The 16,282-nt window shown below is 61.7% G+C and carries 20 protein-coding genes; 14 read left to right on the plus strand and 6 right to left on the minus strand.

The window, feature by feature from the left end:
* Window positions 1-117 precede the first annotated feature (117 nt).
* Window positions 118-456 (plus strand): hypothetical protein, encoded by a 339-nt coding sequence (locus AC1DVH_RS05010; protein ID WP_477752865.1) that lies wholly within the window; start codon window positions 118-120, stop codon window positions 454-456.
* A 117-nt stretch (window positions 457-573) separates the two neighbouring features.
* On the opposite strand, the gene trxA is transcribed toward AC1DVH_RS05010, so the two are convergent.
* The 3 genes from trxA to AC1DVH_RS05025 form a co-directional block, all read right to left on the minus strand.
* Complete coding sequence (trxA, locus tag AC1DVH_RS05015; protein WP_477752866.1) at window positions 574-1,446, minus strand: thioredoxin; 873 nt, start codon at window positions 1,444-1,446, stop codon at window positions 574-576.
* Between the two features lie 137 nt (window positions 1,447-1,583).
* A complete protein-coding gene (locus AC1DVH_RS05020; RefSeq protein WP_477752867.1) occupies window positions 1,584-2,240 on the minus strand; it encodes a class I SAM-dependent methyltransferase in 657 nt (218 codons plus the stop codon).
* The gene (locus AC1DVH_RS05025; RefSeq protein WP_108216297.1) at window positions 2,237-2,701 is read right to left on the minus strand and encodes a YbaY family lipoprotein; all 465 of its coding nucleotides are present in this window, start codon (window positions 2,699-2,701) and stop codon (window positions 2,237-2,239) included. Before AC1DVH_RS05025 ends, AC1DVH_RS05020 begins: the two co-directional genes overlap by 4 nt.
* 127 nt (window positions 2,702-2,828) lie before the next feature.
* On the opposite strand from AC1DVH_RS05025, the gene nrdR reads away from it, so the two are divergent.
* The 12 genes from nrdR to AC1DVH_RS05085 all read left to right on the plus strand — a co-directional run bounded on the left by nrdR (window position 2,829) and on the right by AC1DVH_RS05085 (window position 11,843).
* Window positions 2,829-3,293 carry a transcriptional regulator NrdR gene (gene nrdR / locus AC1DVH_RS05030; RefSeq protein WP_003228656.1) on the plus strand — a complete coding sequence of 155 codons (465 nt, stop codon included), beginning with the start codon at window positions 2,829-2,831 and terminating at the stop codon, window positions 3,291-3,293.
* Window positions 3,290-4,423, plus strand: coding sequence for a bifunctional diaminohydroxyphosphoribosylaminopyrimidine deaminase/5-amino-6-(5-phosphoribosylamino)uracil reductase RibD (gene ribD, locus AC1DVH_RS05035; RefSeq protein WP_477752868.1), 1,134 nt, complete (start codon window positions 3,290-3,292; stop codon window positions 4,421-4,423). The genes nrdR and ribD overlap by 4 nt, the downstream gene beginning before the upstream one ends.
* A 47-nt stretch (window positions 4,424-4,470) precedes the next feature.
* On the plus strand, window positions 4,471-5,148 hold the full coding sequence (locus AC1DVH_RS05040; protein ID WP_477752869.1) for a riboflavin synthase: 678 nt from the start codon (window positions 4,471-4,473) through the stop codon (window positions 5,146-5,148).
* Window positions 5,149-5,164: 16 nt separating this feature from the next.
* Window positions 5,165-6,256 carry a bifunctional 3,4-dihydroxy-2-butanone-4-phosphate synthase/GTP cyclohydrolase II gene (gene ribBA / locus AC1DVH_RS05045; protein ID WP_007984459.1) on the plus strand — a complete coding sequence of 364 codons (1,092 nt, stop codon included), beginning with the start codon at window positions 5,165-5,167 and terminating at the stop codon, window positions 6,254-6,256.
* A gap of 91 nt (window positions 6,257-6,347) precedes the next feature.
* Window positions 6,348-6,824, plus strand: a complete 477-nt coding sequence (gene ribH / locus AC1DVH_RS05050) for a 6,7-dimethyl-8-ribityllumazine synthase (protein WP_003228649.1) — start codon at window positions 6,348-6,350, stop codon at window positions 6,822-6,824.
* On the plus strand, window positions 6,821-7,321 hold the full coding sequence (nusB, locus tag AC1DVH_RS05055) for a transcription antitermination factor NusB (protein ID WP_008053839.1): 501 nt from the start codon (window positions 6,821-6,823) through the stop codon (window positions 7,319-7,321). Before ribH ends, nusB begins: the two co-directional genes overlap by 4 nt.
* 177 nt (window positions 7,322-7,498) lie before the next feature.
* Window positions 7,499-8,464, plus strand: a complete 966-nt coding sequence (thiL, locus tag AC1DVH_RS05060) for a thiamine-phosphate kinase (RefSeq protein ID WP_477752870.1) — start codon at window positions 7,499-7,501, stop codon at window positions 8,462-8,464.
* Complete coding sequence (locus AC1DVH_RS05065; protein WP_477752871.1) at window positions 8,461-8,964, plus strand: phosphatidylglycerophosphatase A family protein; 504 nt, start codon at window positions 8,461-8,463, stop codon at window positions 8,962-8,964. The genes thiL and AC1DVH_RS05065 overlap by 4 nt, the downstream gene beginning before the upstream one ends.
* Window positions 8,965-9,017: 53 nt before the next feature.
* Entirely contained in the window at window positions 9,018-9,758 is a 741-nt protein-coding gene (locus tag AC1DVH_RS05070; protein WP_477752872.1) for a substrate-binding periplasmic protein, read from the plus strand.
* Window positions 9,759-10,009: 251 nt separating this feature from the next.
* Window positions 10,010-10,627, plus strand: coding sequence for a GTP cyclohydrolase II (gene ribA, locus AC1DVH_RS05075; protein ID WP_150726901.1), 618 nt, complete (start codon window positions 10,010-10,012; stop codon window positions 10,625-10,627).
* Window positions 10,624-11,043, plus strand: coding sequence for an MFS transporter (locus AC1DVH_RS05080; RefSeq protein ID WP_477752873.1), 420 nt, complete (start codon window positions 10,624-10,626; stop codon window positions 11,041-11,043). The genes ribA and AC1DVH_RS05080 overlap by 4 nt, the downstream gene beginning before the upstream one ends.
* Window positions 11,043-11,843: a cobalamin-binding protein gene (locus tag AC1DVH_RS05085; protein ID WP_477752874.1), complete on the plus strand. Its 801-nt coding sequence runs from the start codon at window positions 11,043-11,045 to the stop codon at window positions 11,841-11,843. The genes AC1DVH_RS05080 and AC1DVH_RS05085 overlap by 1 nt, the downstream gene beginning before the upstream one ends.
* Window positions 11,844-12,026: 183 nt before the next feature.
* Here the strand turns inward: AC1DVH_RS05085 and dxs are convergent, their stop codons facing one another.
* The 3 genes from dxs to AC1DVH_RS05100 form a co-directional block, all read right to left on the minus strand.
* A complete protein-coding gene (gene dxs, locus AC1DVH_RS05090) occupies window positions 12,027-13,925 on the minus strand; it encodes a 1-deoxy-D-xylulose-5-phosphate synthase (protein ID WP_477752875.1) in 1,899 nt (632 codons plus the stop codon).
* Window positions 13,926-14,016: 91 nt separating this feature from the next.
* The gene (ispA, locus tag AC1DVH_RS05095) at window positions 14,017-14,904 is read right to left on the minus strand and encodes a (2E,6E)-farnesyl diphosphate synthase (RefSeq protein ID WP_218429751.1); all 888 of its coding nucleotides are present in this window, start codon (window positions 14,902-14,904) and stop codon (window positions 14,017-14,019) included.
* Window positions 14,901-15,143 (minus strand): exodeoxyribonuclease VII small subunit, encoded by a 243-nt coding sequence (locus AC1DVH_RS05100; RefSeq protein WP_007970180.1) that lies wholly within the window; start codon window positions 15,141-15,143, stop codon window positions 14,901-14,903. Before AC1DVH_RS05100 ends, ispA begins: the two co-directional genes overlap by 4 nt.
* Window positions 15,144-15,468: 325 nt before the next feature.
* Between AC1DVH_RS05100 and AC1DVH_RS05105 the strand changes: the two genes are divergently transcribed.
* A complete protein-coding gene (locus tag AC1DVH_RS05105; RefSeq protein ID WP_477752876.1) occupies window positions 15,469-16,260 on the plus strand; it encodes a YfaP family protein in 792 nt (263 codons plus the stop codon).
* Window positions 16,261-16,282 lie beyond the last annotated feature (22 nt).

Consider the following 16,282-nt stretch of genomic DNA (forward strand, 5'->3'; position numbering starts at 1 on the left):
AAAATGAAGAAAATGTTATGTAATCTTATAACGTAAGCGCGGAGAGTTTGACTGCCTGCTTGGCGTTGCACAAGTCCCATGGGAGCATGCGGGGAAGAAAAGTGCGGGAGCAGACCTATGTTGCGAATTCGCGGAAGCATCGGCGACTGGCCGGTGGATTTGACCCTGGAGATGGACGACGCGGACTGGGCGCGACTGGGAGCGCAGTTGCAGGTGGAAAAATCCGAGGTCAGCGCGCCAGCGGCGAAACCGCTGGATCAGGATGATGCGCTGTGGCAGATCGCCAGGGATTTGCTGCGCAAGGCCGGGCAGCTCAGCGGGCCGGATCTGCTCGATCAACTCGAAGGCCTGACTGGCAGTGCGGCGGCGGGCAAGCGCCTGCTGGTGCGTTTGCGCCATAGTTCGGACGTGAAGGTGGAAAGCGGCGGGGATACGCCGCTCTACCGCTGGTTGTAGGAGCGAGCTTGCTCGCGAAAAGCGTCAGGGCGCTTCGGCCATGCAGGCAGCCCTCGTCATCGTTGACGACCATCGCGAGCAATCGAGCGTCGACCGGCTGCTCCTACAGGTTTGTGATCAGTAGAGAGCGGCAAACAACTTGCGACGGTAGGTGCTCACCAACGGATGATCGTTGCCCAACAACTCGAACACCTGCAGCAAGGTCTTGTGCGGCAAGCCTTCGCTGTAGCTGCGGTTACGGATGAACAACTTGAGCAATGCGTCCAGCGCGGCGTCGTACTGCTGACGGGCCAGTTGCTGGATCGCCAGTTGATAGACCGCCTCATCGTCCAGCGGGTCTTTCGCCAGTCGGGCCTTCAGGTCGGCGGCATCCGGCAAGTCCTTGGCTAAACCGAGAAACTTGATCTGTGCCTTGGCGCCGGCCAGCGCAGCCTTGTGCTCGTCGCTCTTGACCGCATCCAGCACTGCTTGCGCTTCGCCCAGCTCGCCGCGCTCGGTCAGGCAGCGGGCGTACAGGATTAACGCCTTGGCGTTGGTGTTGTCTTCACCCAGCAGTACTTTGAGCAGGGCTTCAGCATCGGCAAAGCGGCTGTCATCGAACAGTGCCTGGGCCTGTTCGAACGGATCGGCAGCGGCCGGCGGCGGCATCTGCACATGGGGTTCGAGCAGGGCACGCACGGCGGATTCCGGCTGGGCACCGGCAAAACCATCGACAGGCTGGCCGTCCTTGAACAGGACCACGGTCGGCAGGCTGCGGATGCCGAAGCGGGCGACGATGTCTTGTTCGAGGTCACAGTTGACCTTGGCCAGCAGCAACTCACCCTGGTAGCTCTCGGCAATGCTTTGCAGCATCGGCATCAGCACTTTGCAGGGTGCGCACCATTCGGCCCAGAAATCCACCAGCACCGGTTTGTGGAAAGAGTTCTCGATCACCGACTGGTCGAAATCGGCAGTCGTGGCGTCGAAGATGTACGGCGTTTCCTGACTCATGGGCAATCTCTTGGAAGCGTGAATATGCTCACTATAAGGGCTGGCGTAAAAGATCGCAGCCTTCGGCAGCTCCTACATTGGCCGTGTAAATATTCAATCCTGTAGGAGCTGCCGAAGGCTGCGATCTTTTTGCGATTTCAAGCGCGCTGCGCGTGGTAGAGGCTCACATGCCGAAACTCGTGGGGCTCGGCCAGGTCCGGCAGGGTCATCGCCTCCAGCATCTCTATGCGCTGGTACAACGGATGGCGAAAGTCCCGCACTCGGGAATCCGCCACCAGCGCCTCCCGGCCGCGACTGAGGAACTGGTCGAGCAATGGCAGGTTGGCCCGGTCGTACAGCACATCCGCCACCAGGATCAGATCGAAGCGATCGGCCTCGGCGAAAAAATCCGTGGAGTAATTGAGCTGCACGTCATTGAGCTCGGCATTGGCCCGACACGCGGCAATCGCCAGCGGGTCGAGGTCGCAGGCCAGCACCTCGAGCGCGCCGGCCTTGGCAGCGGCAATCCCCGCCACCCCGGAACCGGCACCGAAATCCAGTACCCGCTTGCCTTCGACCCAATGCGGGTTTGCGGCCAGATAACGGGCCACGGCCAAGCCGCTGGCCCAGCAGAAGCTCCAGTACGGCGGCTCATGCAGGATGCGCCGGGTTTCTTCCGGGCTGAAAGCGCGGTCCATGTTATCGCCGTCGATCAGCCACAGTTTCAAATCGGTTCCCGGTAAATCACAGTCCACCAATCGCGCGTCACCGAGCAGATCCTCCAAGGCCATTTGCAGGTCGAGCGGTGCACTCATGGGGCTTTGACGAATTGCAGTTGGCCCAGGGCCTGGGTGGTCGGCTGGGTGATCAGCTGCGATGGCAAGTGCAGGATCAATTGCCCGGACTGGCTGGCGCGGCCTCGCAGTTCAACGCGGGCGCCGACCGGAAAGGCATCCGGGTTGAAGCGCAGGTGAAACGGCAACACCTGGTTGTTGCCGATCAGGCTGGAACTGGCGAGCAATTGCTGCGGACGGTCTTTATCGTCGATCACCAACAGCGCCAGCTCGACTTCGGCGCCGGCCGGCACACCTTGCAACGTGCCGCTCAATTCGCGCTGATACGCGGGCAGCGGGCCAAGTTCGGCGGCCTCCCGGGCTTTCTTCTGCGCTTGCTGCGGCGCCGGGCCTGGCGTTGGCGGCTGGGGCTTGGGTGCGTCGCTGCCGCAAGCCACCAGCAGGCTGAAAACACTGAGCAAAATGAGCGGACGTAACGACATTGGTGGCTCCATAAAGCTGAATTCCATGGATCAAGTGATCATCCCGTCTGTATACCGCAAACCCTATGGCTTGTCTTGCCACCGGGATGCGCTACCATGGCCCTCCCTTTTTTTGTTGCCTGCCACCATGCACTGTCCCTTCTGCGGTGCCAACGACACCAAGGTCATCGACTCGCGTCTGGTCGCCGAGGGCGAACAGGTGCGCCGCCGGCGTGAATGCCTGGCCTGCGGCGAGCGTTTCACGACGTTCGAGACGGCTGAACTGGTGTTGCCGCGCCTGATCAAAACCGACGGCAGTCGCCAGCCGTTCGACGAAGAAAAACTCCGCGCCGGCATGCAGCGGGCGCTGGAAAAGCGCCCGGTGAGCGTCGAGCGCCTTGAATCGTCGCTGGTGCACATCAAACACAAACTGCGCGCCACCGGCGAACGCGAGGTCAAATCCCTCGTGGTCGGCGAGCTGGTGATGGCCGAGCTGCAGAAACTCGACGAAGTCGCCTACATCCGCTTCGCTTCGGTATATCGCCGCTTCCAGGACCTCAACGAGTTCCGCGAAGAGATCGATCGCCTGGCCCGTGAACCGGTGAAAGAATGAACACGCCCGCAGAACAAGCCATTCTCGATGCCCATTTCATGGCCCGTGCCCTGGAACTGGCGCGCAAGGGGCATTACACGACGCACCCCAATCCGCGGGTCGGTTGCGTGATCGTGCAGGGTGGGCAGATTGTCGGCGAAGGCTGGCACGAGCGCGCCGGTGAACCCCATGCCGAAGTTCACGCCCTGCGCGCGGCCGGTGAGTTGGCCCGTGGCGCTACTGCCTATGTCACGCTTGAGCCGTGCAGCCATCACGGCCGTACGCCGCCCTGTGCCGATGCGCTGGTGAATGCCGGTGTGGCGCGGGTGGTCGCGGCGATGCAGGACCCGAATCCGGAAGTCGCCGGTCGCGGTCTGCAGCGCCTGGCTCAGGCTGGTATCACCACCGAAAGTGGTGTGCTGGAGGGTGAAGCGCGAAAGCTCAATCAAGGTTTCCTGAAACGCATGGAACACGGCTTGCCGTTCGTGCGGGTCAAATTGGCCATGAGTCTGGACGGCCGTACGGCGATGGAAAGTGGCGAAAGCCAGTGGATCACTGGCCCGGCGGCGCGCTCGGCCGTTCAGCGTCTGCGCGCGCAAGCCAGTGTGGTACTGACCGGCGCCGATACGGTACTGGCGGACAACGCGCGATTGACCGTGCGCGCCGATGAGTTGGGGCTTGATGCCGAGCAAACCGCACTGGCCATGAGTCGTCCCCCGCTTCGAGTCCTGATTGACGGACGCCTGCGGGTACCGCTGGATGCACCGTTCTTCAAGGTCGGCCCGGCGCTGGTCGCCACCTGCGTGGCGGTGGAAGAGCAATATGCCAACGGTCCGGAATGCCTGATCGTGCCGGGCTATGACGGCCAGGTCGATTTGCGTCAGCTGCTGGTCGAACTCGCCAACCGTGGCGTCAACGAGGTGCTGGTCGAAGCCGGTCCGCGTCTGGCGGGTGCGTTTGCCCAGCTCGGACTGGTGGACGAGTTCCAGATTTTCATCGCCGGCAAGTTTTTGGGTTCCTCGGCGCGGCCGCTGCTGGACTGGCCACTCGCGCAAATGAAGGATGCGCCTGAGCTTAAGATCATCGAAATTCGTGCGGTTGGCGATGACTGGCGAGTCATCGCCATTCCTTTGCCATCAGCAAGCGTATAATTTCCGGCCATCGCGCAAGCTTTGGCTTTGTTCTCGAGGAGAACCTCATGTTTACCGGCATCATCGAATCCATCGGCAGTATTCGTGCATTGACCCCAAAGGGCGGTGATGTGCGGGTTCACGTCGAAACCGGCAAGCTCGACCTGAGCGACGTCAAACTGGGCGACAGCATCGCGGTCAACGGCGTGTGCCTGACTGCCGTGGAATTGCCCGGCAATGGCTTTGCGGCGGACGTCAGTCGCGAAACCCTCGACTGCACCGCCATGAACGACCTGAAAAGCGGCAGCCCGGTCAATCTGGAAAAAGCCCTGACCCCGACCACTCGCCTCGGCGGGCATCTGGTCAGCGGTCATGTCGATGGCGTGGGCGAAGTGGTTGCCCGTACCGAGAACGCGCGTGCCGTGGAGTTCCGCATCCGCGCGCCGAAGGACCTGGCCAAGTACATCGCCCATAAAGGCTCGATCACCGTCGACGGCACCAGCCTGACCGTGAACGCAGTTGATGGCGCCGAGTTCCTGCTGACCATCATTCCCCACACCCTGAGCGAAACCATCATGGCGTCGTACCAGCCAGGCCGCCGGGTGAATCTGGAAGTGGACTTGCTGGCCCGTTACCTGGAGCGTCTGTTGCTCGGCGACAAGGCCGCAGAACCAAGCGACTCTTCGCAAAGGCCAGGTAACATCACCGAAAGCTTTCTGGCCGCCAATGGCTATCTCAAATCCTGACTCAAGGGGGTGCCTTGTGGCGCTCAATAGCATCGAAGAACTGGTTGAAGACATCCGCCAAGGCAAGATGGTCATCCTCATGGATGACGAAGACCGCGAGAACGAAGGCGACCTGATCATGGCCGCCGAGTGCTGCAAGCCCGAGCACATCAACTTCATGGCCAAGCACGCCCGTGGCCTGATCTGCATGCCGATGAGCCGCGAGCGCTGTGAACTGCTCAAGCTGCCGTTGATGGCGCCGCGCAACGGTTCCGGTTTCGGCACCAAGTTCACCGTATCGATCGAAGCGGCCACCGGTGTGACCACCGGCATCTCCGCCGCCGACCGTGCGCGCACCGTGCAGGCTGCTGCCGCCCGTGATGCCAAGGCTGAAGACATCGTCAGCCCGGGTCACATCTTCCCGCTGATGGCCCAGGCCGGCGGTACCCTGGCCCGCGCCGGCCACACCGAAGCGGCGTGCGACCTGGCGCGCATGGCCGGTTTCGAGCCGAGCGGCGTGATCTGCGAAGTGATGAACGACGACGGCACCATGTCCCGTCGCGCCGAACTGGAAGCTTTTGCCGCCGAACACGACATCAAGATCGGCACCATCGCCGACCTGATTCACTACCGGATGATCCACGAACGTACCGTTCAGCGGATTGCCGAGCAGCCACTGGACAGCGAACTGGGCCAATTCAACCTGGTGACCTATCGTGATTCGGTGGAAGGCGACGTGCACATGGCACTGACCCTGGGCAACGTGTGTGCCGAAGAACCGACCCTGGTTCGCGTGCACAACATGGACCCGCTGCGCGACCTGCTGATGGTCAAGCAACCGGGCCGCTGGAGCCTGCGCGCCGCCATGGCCACGGTTGCCGAGGCCGGCAGCGGCGTGGTGCTGTTGCTCGGTCACCCGCTCGATGGCGACGTGTTGCTGGCGCACATCCGCGAAACCGCCGATCACGCCGCGGTGAAAAAACCGACCACCTACAGCACTGTCGGTGCCGGTTCGCAGATCCTGCGCGACCTTGGCGTACGCAAAATGCGCCTGATGTCGGCACCCATGAAATTTAATGCGATATCCGGTTTCGATCTGGAAGTTGTAGAATACGTGCCCTCCGAATAATGACCGGTTGTTTCCGGCCTTGAATTCGCGGTTCAAATATCACCGAGGGACGCGTACGAGACGCGTCCCGGCTCTTTAAGAGATTTATCGAATGACCCTGAAGACCATCGAAGGTACCTTCATCGCCCCTAAAGGCCGCTACGCTCTGGTAGTGGGCCGTTTCAACAGCTTCGTCGTTGAAAGCCTGGTCAGCGGTGCAGTTGATGCCCTGGTTCGCCACGGCGTGAGCGAAAGCGACATCACCATCATCCGCGCACCTGGCGCCTTCGAAATTCCGCTGGTTGCGCAGAAAGTCGCCCAGAAAGGCGAATTCGCGGCAATCATCGCCCTGGGCGCGGTCATTCGTGGCGGCACTCCGCACTTCGAATACGTGGCTGGCGAGTGCACCAAGGGCTTGGCCCAGGTTTCCATGGAGTTCGGCGTTCCGGTCGCTTTCGGCGTCCTGACCGTTGATTCCATCGAGCAAGCCATCGAACGTTCCGGCACCAAGGCCGGTAACAAAGGTGCTGAAGCTGCCCTGTCCGCTCTGGAAATGGTCAGCCTGCTGGCGCAGTTGGAGGCCAAGTGATTAGCGACGAAAGCGATCGTTTCAACCCGCGCGATCCAAAGCCTGCGGATGCCGGCAAACCATCGAAAAGCGTCAAGCGTCGCGAAGCCCGTCAGCTCGCGACCCAGGCGTTGTACCAATGGCACATGGCCAAGCAATCGCTGAACGAAATCGAAGCGCAGTTCCGGGTCGATAACGATTTCACCGATGTCGATGGCGCCTACTTCCGCGAAATCCTGCACGGGGTGCCGCAGTTCAAGACCGAAATCGACACGGCGCTCACGCCTTGCCTGGACTTGACCATCGAAGAGCTGGACCCGGTTGAACTGGCGGTTCTGCGCCTGTCCACCTGGGAACTGCTCAAGCGCGTCGACGTGCCGTACCGCGTTGTGATCAACGAAGGTATCGAACTGGCCAAGGTCTTCGGTTCCACCGACGGCCACAAGTTCGTCAACGGTGTGCTCGACAAGCTGGCCCCGCGTCTGCGTGAAGCTGAAGTCAAGGCGTTCAAGCGCTAACAGCGCTTGGATCTAGTGTCCTGTCTCGCCGATACGTTCGTTTTTTAGCGAGTGGCTGGTGTTGCCAGACAAGGCGCCGCGACGAGTCATAGCGTGCTATGGCGAGGAGCGGCAACGCAGTATGGCGACACCAGACGCCGCTAAAAAATGAACAGTATTGGTGAGACAGGACACCCTATGGGCGAGTTTGAGCTGATCCGCAATTTCTTCGCCGCCGCGCCTTGTGCGCAGGGCGGTGAAGGCGTTGCCCTCGGGATTGGCGATGATTGCGCCTTGCTGGCTGTTCCCCCCGGGGAACAGTTGGCGATTTCTACCGATACGTTGGTGGCCGGCGTGCATTTTGCCGATCCCTGCGATCCGTTTCTGCTCGGTCAGCGCTCGCTGGCCGTGGCCGTCAGCGATCTGGCTGCCATGGGCGCCACCCCCGTTGCCTTTACCCTTGCCCTGACCTTGCCGACGGTGACCGCCGATTGGCTGCAAGCCTATGCCCGTGGTTTGAACCAGATGGCGCAAAGCTGCGGCGTGGCGCTGGTGGGCGGCGACACCACCCGTGGGCCGCTGAGCCTGACCATGACCGTGTTCGGGCGCGTGCCGGGTGGTCTGGCGCTGACCCGCAGCGGTGCGCAACCGGGCGATCTGCTGTGTGTCGGCGGCGACCTGGGCAACGCCGCCGGTGCCTTGCCATTGGTGCTTGGCCAGCGCACGGCCCAAGCGAGCATTGCCGCGCCGTTGCTGGCGCATTACTGGTCGCCGCAACCGCAACTCGGTTTGGGTCAGGCGCTACGTGGCAAGGCCACTTCGGCAATGGATATCTCCGACGGCCTGCTGGCTGATTGCGGGCATATCGCGCTGGCCTCGAAGGTCGGTATCGAAGTCGAGCGGGATCGTTTGCCGCTGTCGCAGAGCCTGGTCGACTTTCTCGGTCAATCGGACGCACAGGCTGCGGCACTGAGCGGTGGCGACGATTACGTATTGGTCTTCACCCTACCGTCCGTCGAGTTGCCGCTATTGCTGGCCGACGGCTGGCCGATCCATTTGATTGGGCGCGTCGTTAATGGGCAAGGTGTGACACTGCTGGATGCCAGCGGACACGACATCACCCCGCAAACCCGGGGTTATCAACATTTTCGGGAGTCACCGTGACAGATCATCCCAATCAGGTCCCGGCGGAAAACGTACCGCCGTCGGTCTGGCGTAATCCGTGGCATTTTTTGGCGTTCGGCTTCGGCTCGGGCACCTTGCCAAAGGCGCCTGGCACTTGGGGGTCGTTAGTTGCGCTGCCTTTTATCCCGTTGTGGCAAATGCTTCCCGACTGGGGTTACTGGCTGATGCTGGGCATCACCATGTCGTTCGGCTTCTGGCTGTGCGGCAAAGTGGCCGACGATTTACGGGTACACGACCATGAAGGCATCGTCTGGGACGAAATGGTCGGAATGTGGATCACCCTGTGGCTGGTGCCGGAAGGTTGGCAATGGTTGCTCGTGGGTTTCTTGATGTTCCGCTTCTTCGACATCCTCAAACCGTGGCCGATTCGCTGGATTGACCGGCACGTACATGGCGGCGTCGGCATCATGCTCGATGATGTCCTGGCCGGGGTGTTCGCCTGGCTGGCGATGCAAGGACTGGTGTGGTTTTTCGCCTGACCGGGGATTTCCAGGCGTTGATCATGAGTGCTGTTTATCGGGGGACGCGGGGGATGGCTGTACGCGGATTGATGGTGCTGGCGTTCACGATGTTGTGCGCTTTTTTCCAGGCGCAAGCAGGGGGTGCTACGCCGCCGTCGGTGATTCATCTGGCCAGCGAAGACTGGGAAGACTACACCGCTGCTGACGGTCATGGACTGGGTTGGGACGTGCTACGGCAAGTGTTCGAGCCGGCGGGCGTCAAGGTCGACGTCCGCACCGAGCCGTACGTGCGCTCCCTGGGTCTGGCCGAGAGTGGCGAGGTCGATGCCTGCGTCGGCTCCTATCGTGACGAATCCGAGGGCGTGCTCTATCCCCATTGGAACTTCGACACCGATCACATCTATGCCTTGGGCCTGGCAAGCAGTCCGGTACCCACCCCGCAAACCCTGGGCAATTATCGACTGGCCTGGGTCCGCGGCTACGATTACCAGCATTACCTGCCCAATGTGCGCCACTTCGATGAAGTGATGCGGCGTACCGGCATCGTGTCGATGCTGACCCACAATCGTGCTGACTTCTATATCGACGCTCTGACCGAAGTCGATGACGTTATCAACCGCGCCAAGGATCCGTCCCAGCTACGGCGCACCCATATCGCCGAGTTGCCGCTGTACCTGTGCTTCGCCAAGACCCCGAAGGCGCGCAGCCTGTTGGCCCTGTTCGACCAGCGCATGGAGCAACTGGTGAAAAACGGCGAGCTGAAACCTATCTTCGAGCGCTGGAAACAGCCGTATCCGTTTGAAGATAATTGACCCGTTTCAAGGACTGACACTGAACCCTGTGGGAGCGAGCTTGCTCGCGATGGCGGACTTTCAGTTGACGAATACGCTTCTGACACACCGCTATCGCGAGCAAGCTCGCTCCCACAGAGGTCGTATCTTCAGGGCGCATATCAAACTTTTTGATAGTTATCGCCGATAATTCAGCCTAAGCGTCGCCCGGAACCTGCTGTTACAATGCCGGCTCTGCGAATCTTCAGACTCTTTAGATCAGGAGCACACCGGTGCCTGTCGTTTTTGTCGCCGCTTCCAAGCTGCCAACGCCTTTTGCGCAATTCACCATGCACGGCTTTCTCGATGAAGCCACCGGCCGCGAGCACGTTGTGCTGAGTCTGGGTGAATTCGCCGACGGTGCCCCGGTACTCGGCCGGTTGCACTCCGAATGCCTGACGGGCGACGCCTTGTTCAGCCAGCGTTGCGACTGCGGCTCGCAACTGGAGGCCGCCTTGCAGGCCATCGCCCGCGAAGGTCGCGGCGTTTTGCTCTACCTGCGTCAGGAAGGCCGGGGCATTGGCCTGCTGAACAAGATCCGCGCGTATGAGCTGCAGGACGGTGGTGCCGACACCGTCGAAGCCAACGAGCGTCTGGGCTTTGCCGCCGATCAGCGTGACTATGCCATGTGCCTGCCGATGCTGGAGCACCTGGGCGTGAAATCCCTGCGCCTGATGACCAACAACCCGCGCAAGGTCAAAGCCTTGACCGACATGGGTATCGTGGTCGCCGAGCGCGTGCCGCTGCACACCGGCCACAATCCGCATAACCGACTCTACCTGGCGACCAAGGCCAGCAAGCTCGACCACATGATGGGCAATGAGCATCAGGGCGAGGTAGACCGGGCGTGACCCGCGATCAGGTGCGGCGGCGACTGTCCGTCAACTGGTGGCAGTACCTGGCACTGGCCTTGTTGCCGCTGTTTGTGATCAACGCGGTGTTCGGCCAGGGCGAAGCCATTCTGCCGGTGCTGGCGATGCCGTTGTTCATCGCCGGAGTCGCCTCGATGTTTGTCAGCCTGAGGTTCTTCGGTGCCTACAAACACGCGCTGATCGCCACCCAGAAAGCCCTCGATACCCCTGAAGAACCTGCCGCCTGGATCAGTCTGGCGGCCAAGCGGCGTACGGCATTCCTCGTCGCCGGGCTGCCGGCCTGGATCGGTGCCCTGGCGGTGTTCGTCGGTCTTGAAGCGGTGCCGCTGATGCTGCTGGCACTGTCGACCGCCGTGCTGTTCTACCTCTACCGTATTCCGCGTCAACTCGGTTGATGCGCGCGCTCTGGCTGGCGGTGTTGCTGCTGGCCGCCAGTGGCTCGGCCATCGCGGTCGAGCGGGTTGTCAGCCTCGCACCGTCGCTCTCTGAAATCGTCGTTGAACTGGGCTCCGCCGACCTCATGGTCGGTGTGCTGGACGCCGGTGAACGGCCTGCGCAACTCAAGGACCTGCCCTCCGTTGGCCGCTATGGCCAGTTGGACATGGAGCGCCTGCTCAGCCTGAAACCCGATCTGTTGCTGTTATGGCCCGGTAGCGTCGGCCCGGCCCAGCGTGACCAGCTCAAGCGACTGAATATTCCCACCTACGTCGCCGAACCCCACAGCCTGCACCAGCTCGCCGCACAGATCGAGACCATAGCCGCTCAGCTTGGTCGGCCTGAACGCGGAACTTCATTGGCCAGCGATTTACGCCAGCGGCTGGATGAATTGCGCCAACGCTATCGACGGGATAAGCCGTTACGGGTGTTTTATCAGGTCTGGGATCGGCCGCTGTATACGGTTGGCGGCGAGCAGATCATCAGCGATGCACTGGAGGTCTGCGGTGCCCAAAACGTGTTTACCGACCTGAAGCTGCCGGCACCGCAAGTCAGTGTGGAAGCCGTGCTGCAGCGTAATCCCGAGGTGATTCTGGCCAGCGAACAGGCGCAGCTCGATGCGTGGAAAGCCTGGCCACAGGTGGCGGCCGTGGCACAGGGACAGTTGCGCTTGGTGACGGACAAGGGCCTGGAGCGGCCGAGTGGGCAGATGATTGAGGCGACTGCAAAGCTTTGCCATTTGATTGCGCCAGACCGCTGAGACCGAGGTGCCTTCATCGCGAGCAAGCTCGCTCCCACAGGGATTCGGTTTGATTGCAAATCTGTAATCCAGCCGCAAAACCTGTGGGAGCGAGCTTGCTCGCGATGGCGGTGTATCAGTCAGCATCTGAGTCGACTGACAGGCCGCTATCGCGAGCAAGCTCGCTCCCACAGGGTTTTGCGTTTAGATGTTGAGCAGTTGCAGGCGCTCGCGAATGGACGCTTCGATTCCCGCTTCATCCAAACCACACTCGGCCAGCATTTGCGCAGGCTTGGCGTGTTCGACGTAGATGTCGGGCAAGCCCAGGTGCAGCATCGACTTGAGGATGTTTTCGCGGGCGAGGAATTCGCTGACCGCGCCACCGGCGCCGCCCATGATCGCGTTTTCTTCGACGGTCACCAGCAGTTCATGGCTGCCGGCGATTTCGCGAACCAGCGCTTCATCCAGCGGTTTGACGAAGCGCATGTCGACCACGGTCGCGTCCAGCGTCTCGGCGACTTTCAGGGCTTCGGCCAGTTGCACGCCGAACACCAGCAGGGCGACTTTGCTGCCATGGCGGCGAATCACACCCTTGCCGATCTCGATCGGCTCGAGGTCTTTCTCGATGGTCGCGTTCGGGCCATTACCGCGTGGATAACGCACGGCCGCCGGGCCTTCATACAGGTGACCGGTGGTGAGCATTTTGCGCAGCTCGTTTTCATCGCTCGGGGTCATCACCAGCATGCCGGGGATGCAACGCAGGTAAGAAAGATCGAAGCTACCGGCGTGGGTCGGACCGTCTTCGCCCACCAGGCCTGCGCGGTCGATGGCGAACAGTACGTCGAGGTTCTGCACGGCGACGTCATGCACCAACTGGTCGTAGCCGCGCTGCAGGAAGGTCGAATAAATGGCTACCACGGGTTTGGCGCCCTCGCAGGCCATGCCGGCCGCGAAGGTGACGGCGTGCTGCTCGGCAATGGCCACGTCGAAGTAGCGCAGCGGGAATCGTTCGCTGAATGCGACCAGATCCGAGCCTTCCTTCATCGCCGGGGTAATCCCGACCAGGCGCGGATCGGCAGCCGCCATGTCGCACAGCCATTCGCCGAACACGCCGGAATATTTCGGTCCACTGGCCTTTTTCGGCGCAACGGCCGGGGCGTCCAGCGGTTCGAGTTTGGTAATGGCGTGGTAACCGATCGGGTCGACTTCCGCCGGGGCGAAGCCTTTGCCTTTCTTGGTGACGACGTGCAGGAACTGCGGACCTTTCAGATCGCGCATGTTGCGCAGGGTGGCGATCAGGGTCGGCAGGTCGTGGCCATCGATCGGGCCGATGTAGTTCCAGCCCAGTTCTTCGAACAGCGTGCCGGGAACCAGCATGCCTTTGGCATATTCTTCGGTCCGGCGAGCGATTTCCCACGCACCGGGCAGGCGCGACAGCACTTTTTTGCTGCCCTCGCGCATGCTGGCGTAGGTGCGGCTGGAAAGGATCTTCGCCAGATAGTTCGACAAGCCACCGACGTTGCGCGAGATCGACATGTCGTTGTCGTTGAGGATCACCAGCATGTTGGCATCCACTTCCGGCGCATGGTTCAGCGCCTCGAAGGCCATGCCCGCAGTCAACGCGCCGTCGCCGATCACCGCGATCGCCTTGCGCTCGCTGTTTTGCAGGCGGGCGGCAATCGCCATGCCCAGCGCGGCACTGATCGAGGTGCTGGAGTGGCCGACGCCAAAGGTGTCGTATTCGCTCTCGGAGCGGCGCGGGAACGCGGCAACGCCGTCCTTCTGGCGCAGGGTGCCCATGCGCTCGCGACGACCGGTGAGGATCTTGTGCGGATAAGCCTGATGACCCACGTCCCACACCAGCCGGTCGTCCGGGGTGTCGAAGACGTAATGCAGCGCGATGGTCAGCTCGATCACGCCCAGGCCGGCACCGAAATGCCCACCGGTCTGGCCGACCGTGTAGAGCAATTCCAGGCGCAACTCATCGGCCAGGGTTTCCAGCTCGGCTTCGCCTAACCGGCGCAGGCCGTCCGGCGTTTTCGCGCGGTCGAGCAGGGGCGTGGTCGGGCGTTTGCGGGGAATCTCATGAAACGTCGTGGGCATCAGGCGAATCGTTATAGGTATAAAAGATGCGGCAGTTTACCTGATGCATCGGTCCCTGCCCACGCGTTGGTTTTTTTTGGCGGATTCGCCGTCAGCTGCGGCGATCGACGATATACCGGGCCAGATCGCGCAATGGCTCGGCCGCCGCGTCAAACGGTCGCAGTGCGTGCAGGGCCTGGTCGCGCAGCTCCAGGGCGTAGGCCTTGGCGGCGTCGAGGCCGAGCAGGGCCGGGTAGGTCGGTTTGTCCCGGGCAATGTCGGCGCCCTGGCGTTTGCCGAGGGTTTCGGTATCGCTTTCGACGTCGAGAATGTCGTCCTGGACCTGGAAGGCCAGGCCGATGGCCTGTGCATAAGTCTGCAGGGACTTGAGTTCGTCTTTCTCGGCACGGCCGCTGGCCAGGGCACCGAGCTTGACGCTGACCTCGATCAGCGCGCCGGTCTTGTGCCGGTGCATGTACTCCAGGGCTTTCTGGTCAAGTTTCAGGCCGACCGAGCCGAGGTCGATGGCCTGACCGCCGACCATGCCCGCCGGGCCTGCCGCCAGCGCCAGGGCGCTGACCATTTGCAGGCGGATTTCGGCATCCGACGCGCTCAGGCGTGGATCGAGCAGGGCGCTGAAGGCCAGGCTCTGCAAACCGTCGCCGGCGAGGATCGCGCAGGCTTCATCGAATTTCTTGTGGGTAGTGGGCTGGCCGCGGCGCAGATCGTCATCGTCCATCGCCGGCAAATCGTCATGCACCAGCGAATAGGCGTGGATCAGCTCCACGGCACAGGCTGCGCCGTTGGCTTGCTCGGCCTTGCCGCCCAACGCTTCGCACGCGGCGTAGGCCAGCAGTGGACGCACGCGTTTGCCGCCATTCATCACGCTGTAGCGCATGGCCTCATACAACCGCGCCAGTTCAGGGCTCGGCGCGATGAACAGGGTTTCCAGGGCTGCATTGACGCGGGCCTGGCTGGTGGCCGAGTACGCTGCAATCATTCTGGCTGATCCGCGTCGAAGGGTTCCTCGGCCAACTCGCCATCACGCTCGAGCAGCACTTGAACCTTTTGCTCGGCCTGGGCCAGCGCCGCCTGGCAATCGCGGGTCAGACCGATGCCTTGCTCGAAAGCGGCCAGCGAGTCCTCGAGCGACAATTCGCCATTCTCCAGACGCTCCACCAGCGTTTGCAGGTCGGCGAGGGACTGTTCGAAATCCAGTGCAGCTTTTTTGCGGGCCATGGCGGCGATTTCCGGTTGACGTTAAACCGGCGCGACACTAGCAGATAGGGGGGGTATGGGCAAATGAGCGAGGCCGGTGTCTACGGATTATTCGGCTCATTTCGTGAGCCGAATAACGTCTCTATTCGGCTCACCGTTCACCCCTTACCGTGATTCCCACCGCAATTTCGGAGCCATTCGATTGTTAAAAAACACCCGAATGGCTAACCTTCGAGCCCTATACGACCTGGCAGTCACGGGTCTTTCAGACGAAACGCAGTATCCGCATCGGTAACGCGCCCAGGATCAGGCGCAAGGTTTCGTCATGCATGGCAGGAGGCGTCGCATGCGCTCATTTCTTTTGCTGCTGATCGGGTTGGCTATCGCGCCCGTGATTCTGGCCGCGCCGAATGCCGAGTTGTCGGAGCCGGTGGGTGGCTGGCGTTACAACGGTCTGCTGGACCGTAGCGAAAACCCGCAAGTCGCCTATCCCACGCCACCGATTGACCGAGGCGTGCAGCGCAACCGCACGATGATCGAAGGCCGCCTCAAGGCCATCGGCACTCAGCGCGGGCCGCACACGTTGGCGGTCAACGGCAATCCGCTGAACCTCTACACCGACGAGCAAGGGCGTTTCGCCCGACCGTATGCGTTTGGTGCCGGTTCCAACAGCGTCGAAATCCGCAGCGCCGAAGGCCAGTCCCTCAAGCGTGTTCAATTCTATGAAGCCAACAACCTGCGCACTCCGGCGAAGATTCGCGTGGTGCTGGGTTGGGACGATCCGAAGGCCGAACTCGACCTGCACATCGTCACGCCCGACGGCCAGCATGCCTTCTGGGCGCACCCGGACTTGACCAACGGCGGCGGCCTCGACCCTGACGGCGTCGATGGCCCGGGTCCGGAAATGTTCACCATGACCGCACCGCTGCATGGCACCTATCTGGTTTACGTGAACTATTGGGGCAACTTCGGCAGCGGCGGCTATAACTTCGATGAGACAAGCAACCAGAACGAGGTGATTACCTCGCAGATCAACCTGGTGCTCAACGAAAACACCGTCGATGAAAAACGCGAGACGTTCATCGTGCCCCTGCGCGCAATCGGCGACCTGCTGCTGGTCAAGACTTTCAACTACTAAGCATCCCCGCTCCACGGATGAA

This window comes from Pseudomonas sp. P4_C3 (assembly GCF_056402075.1).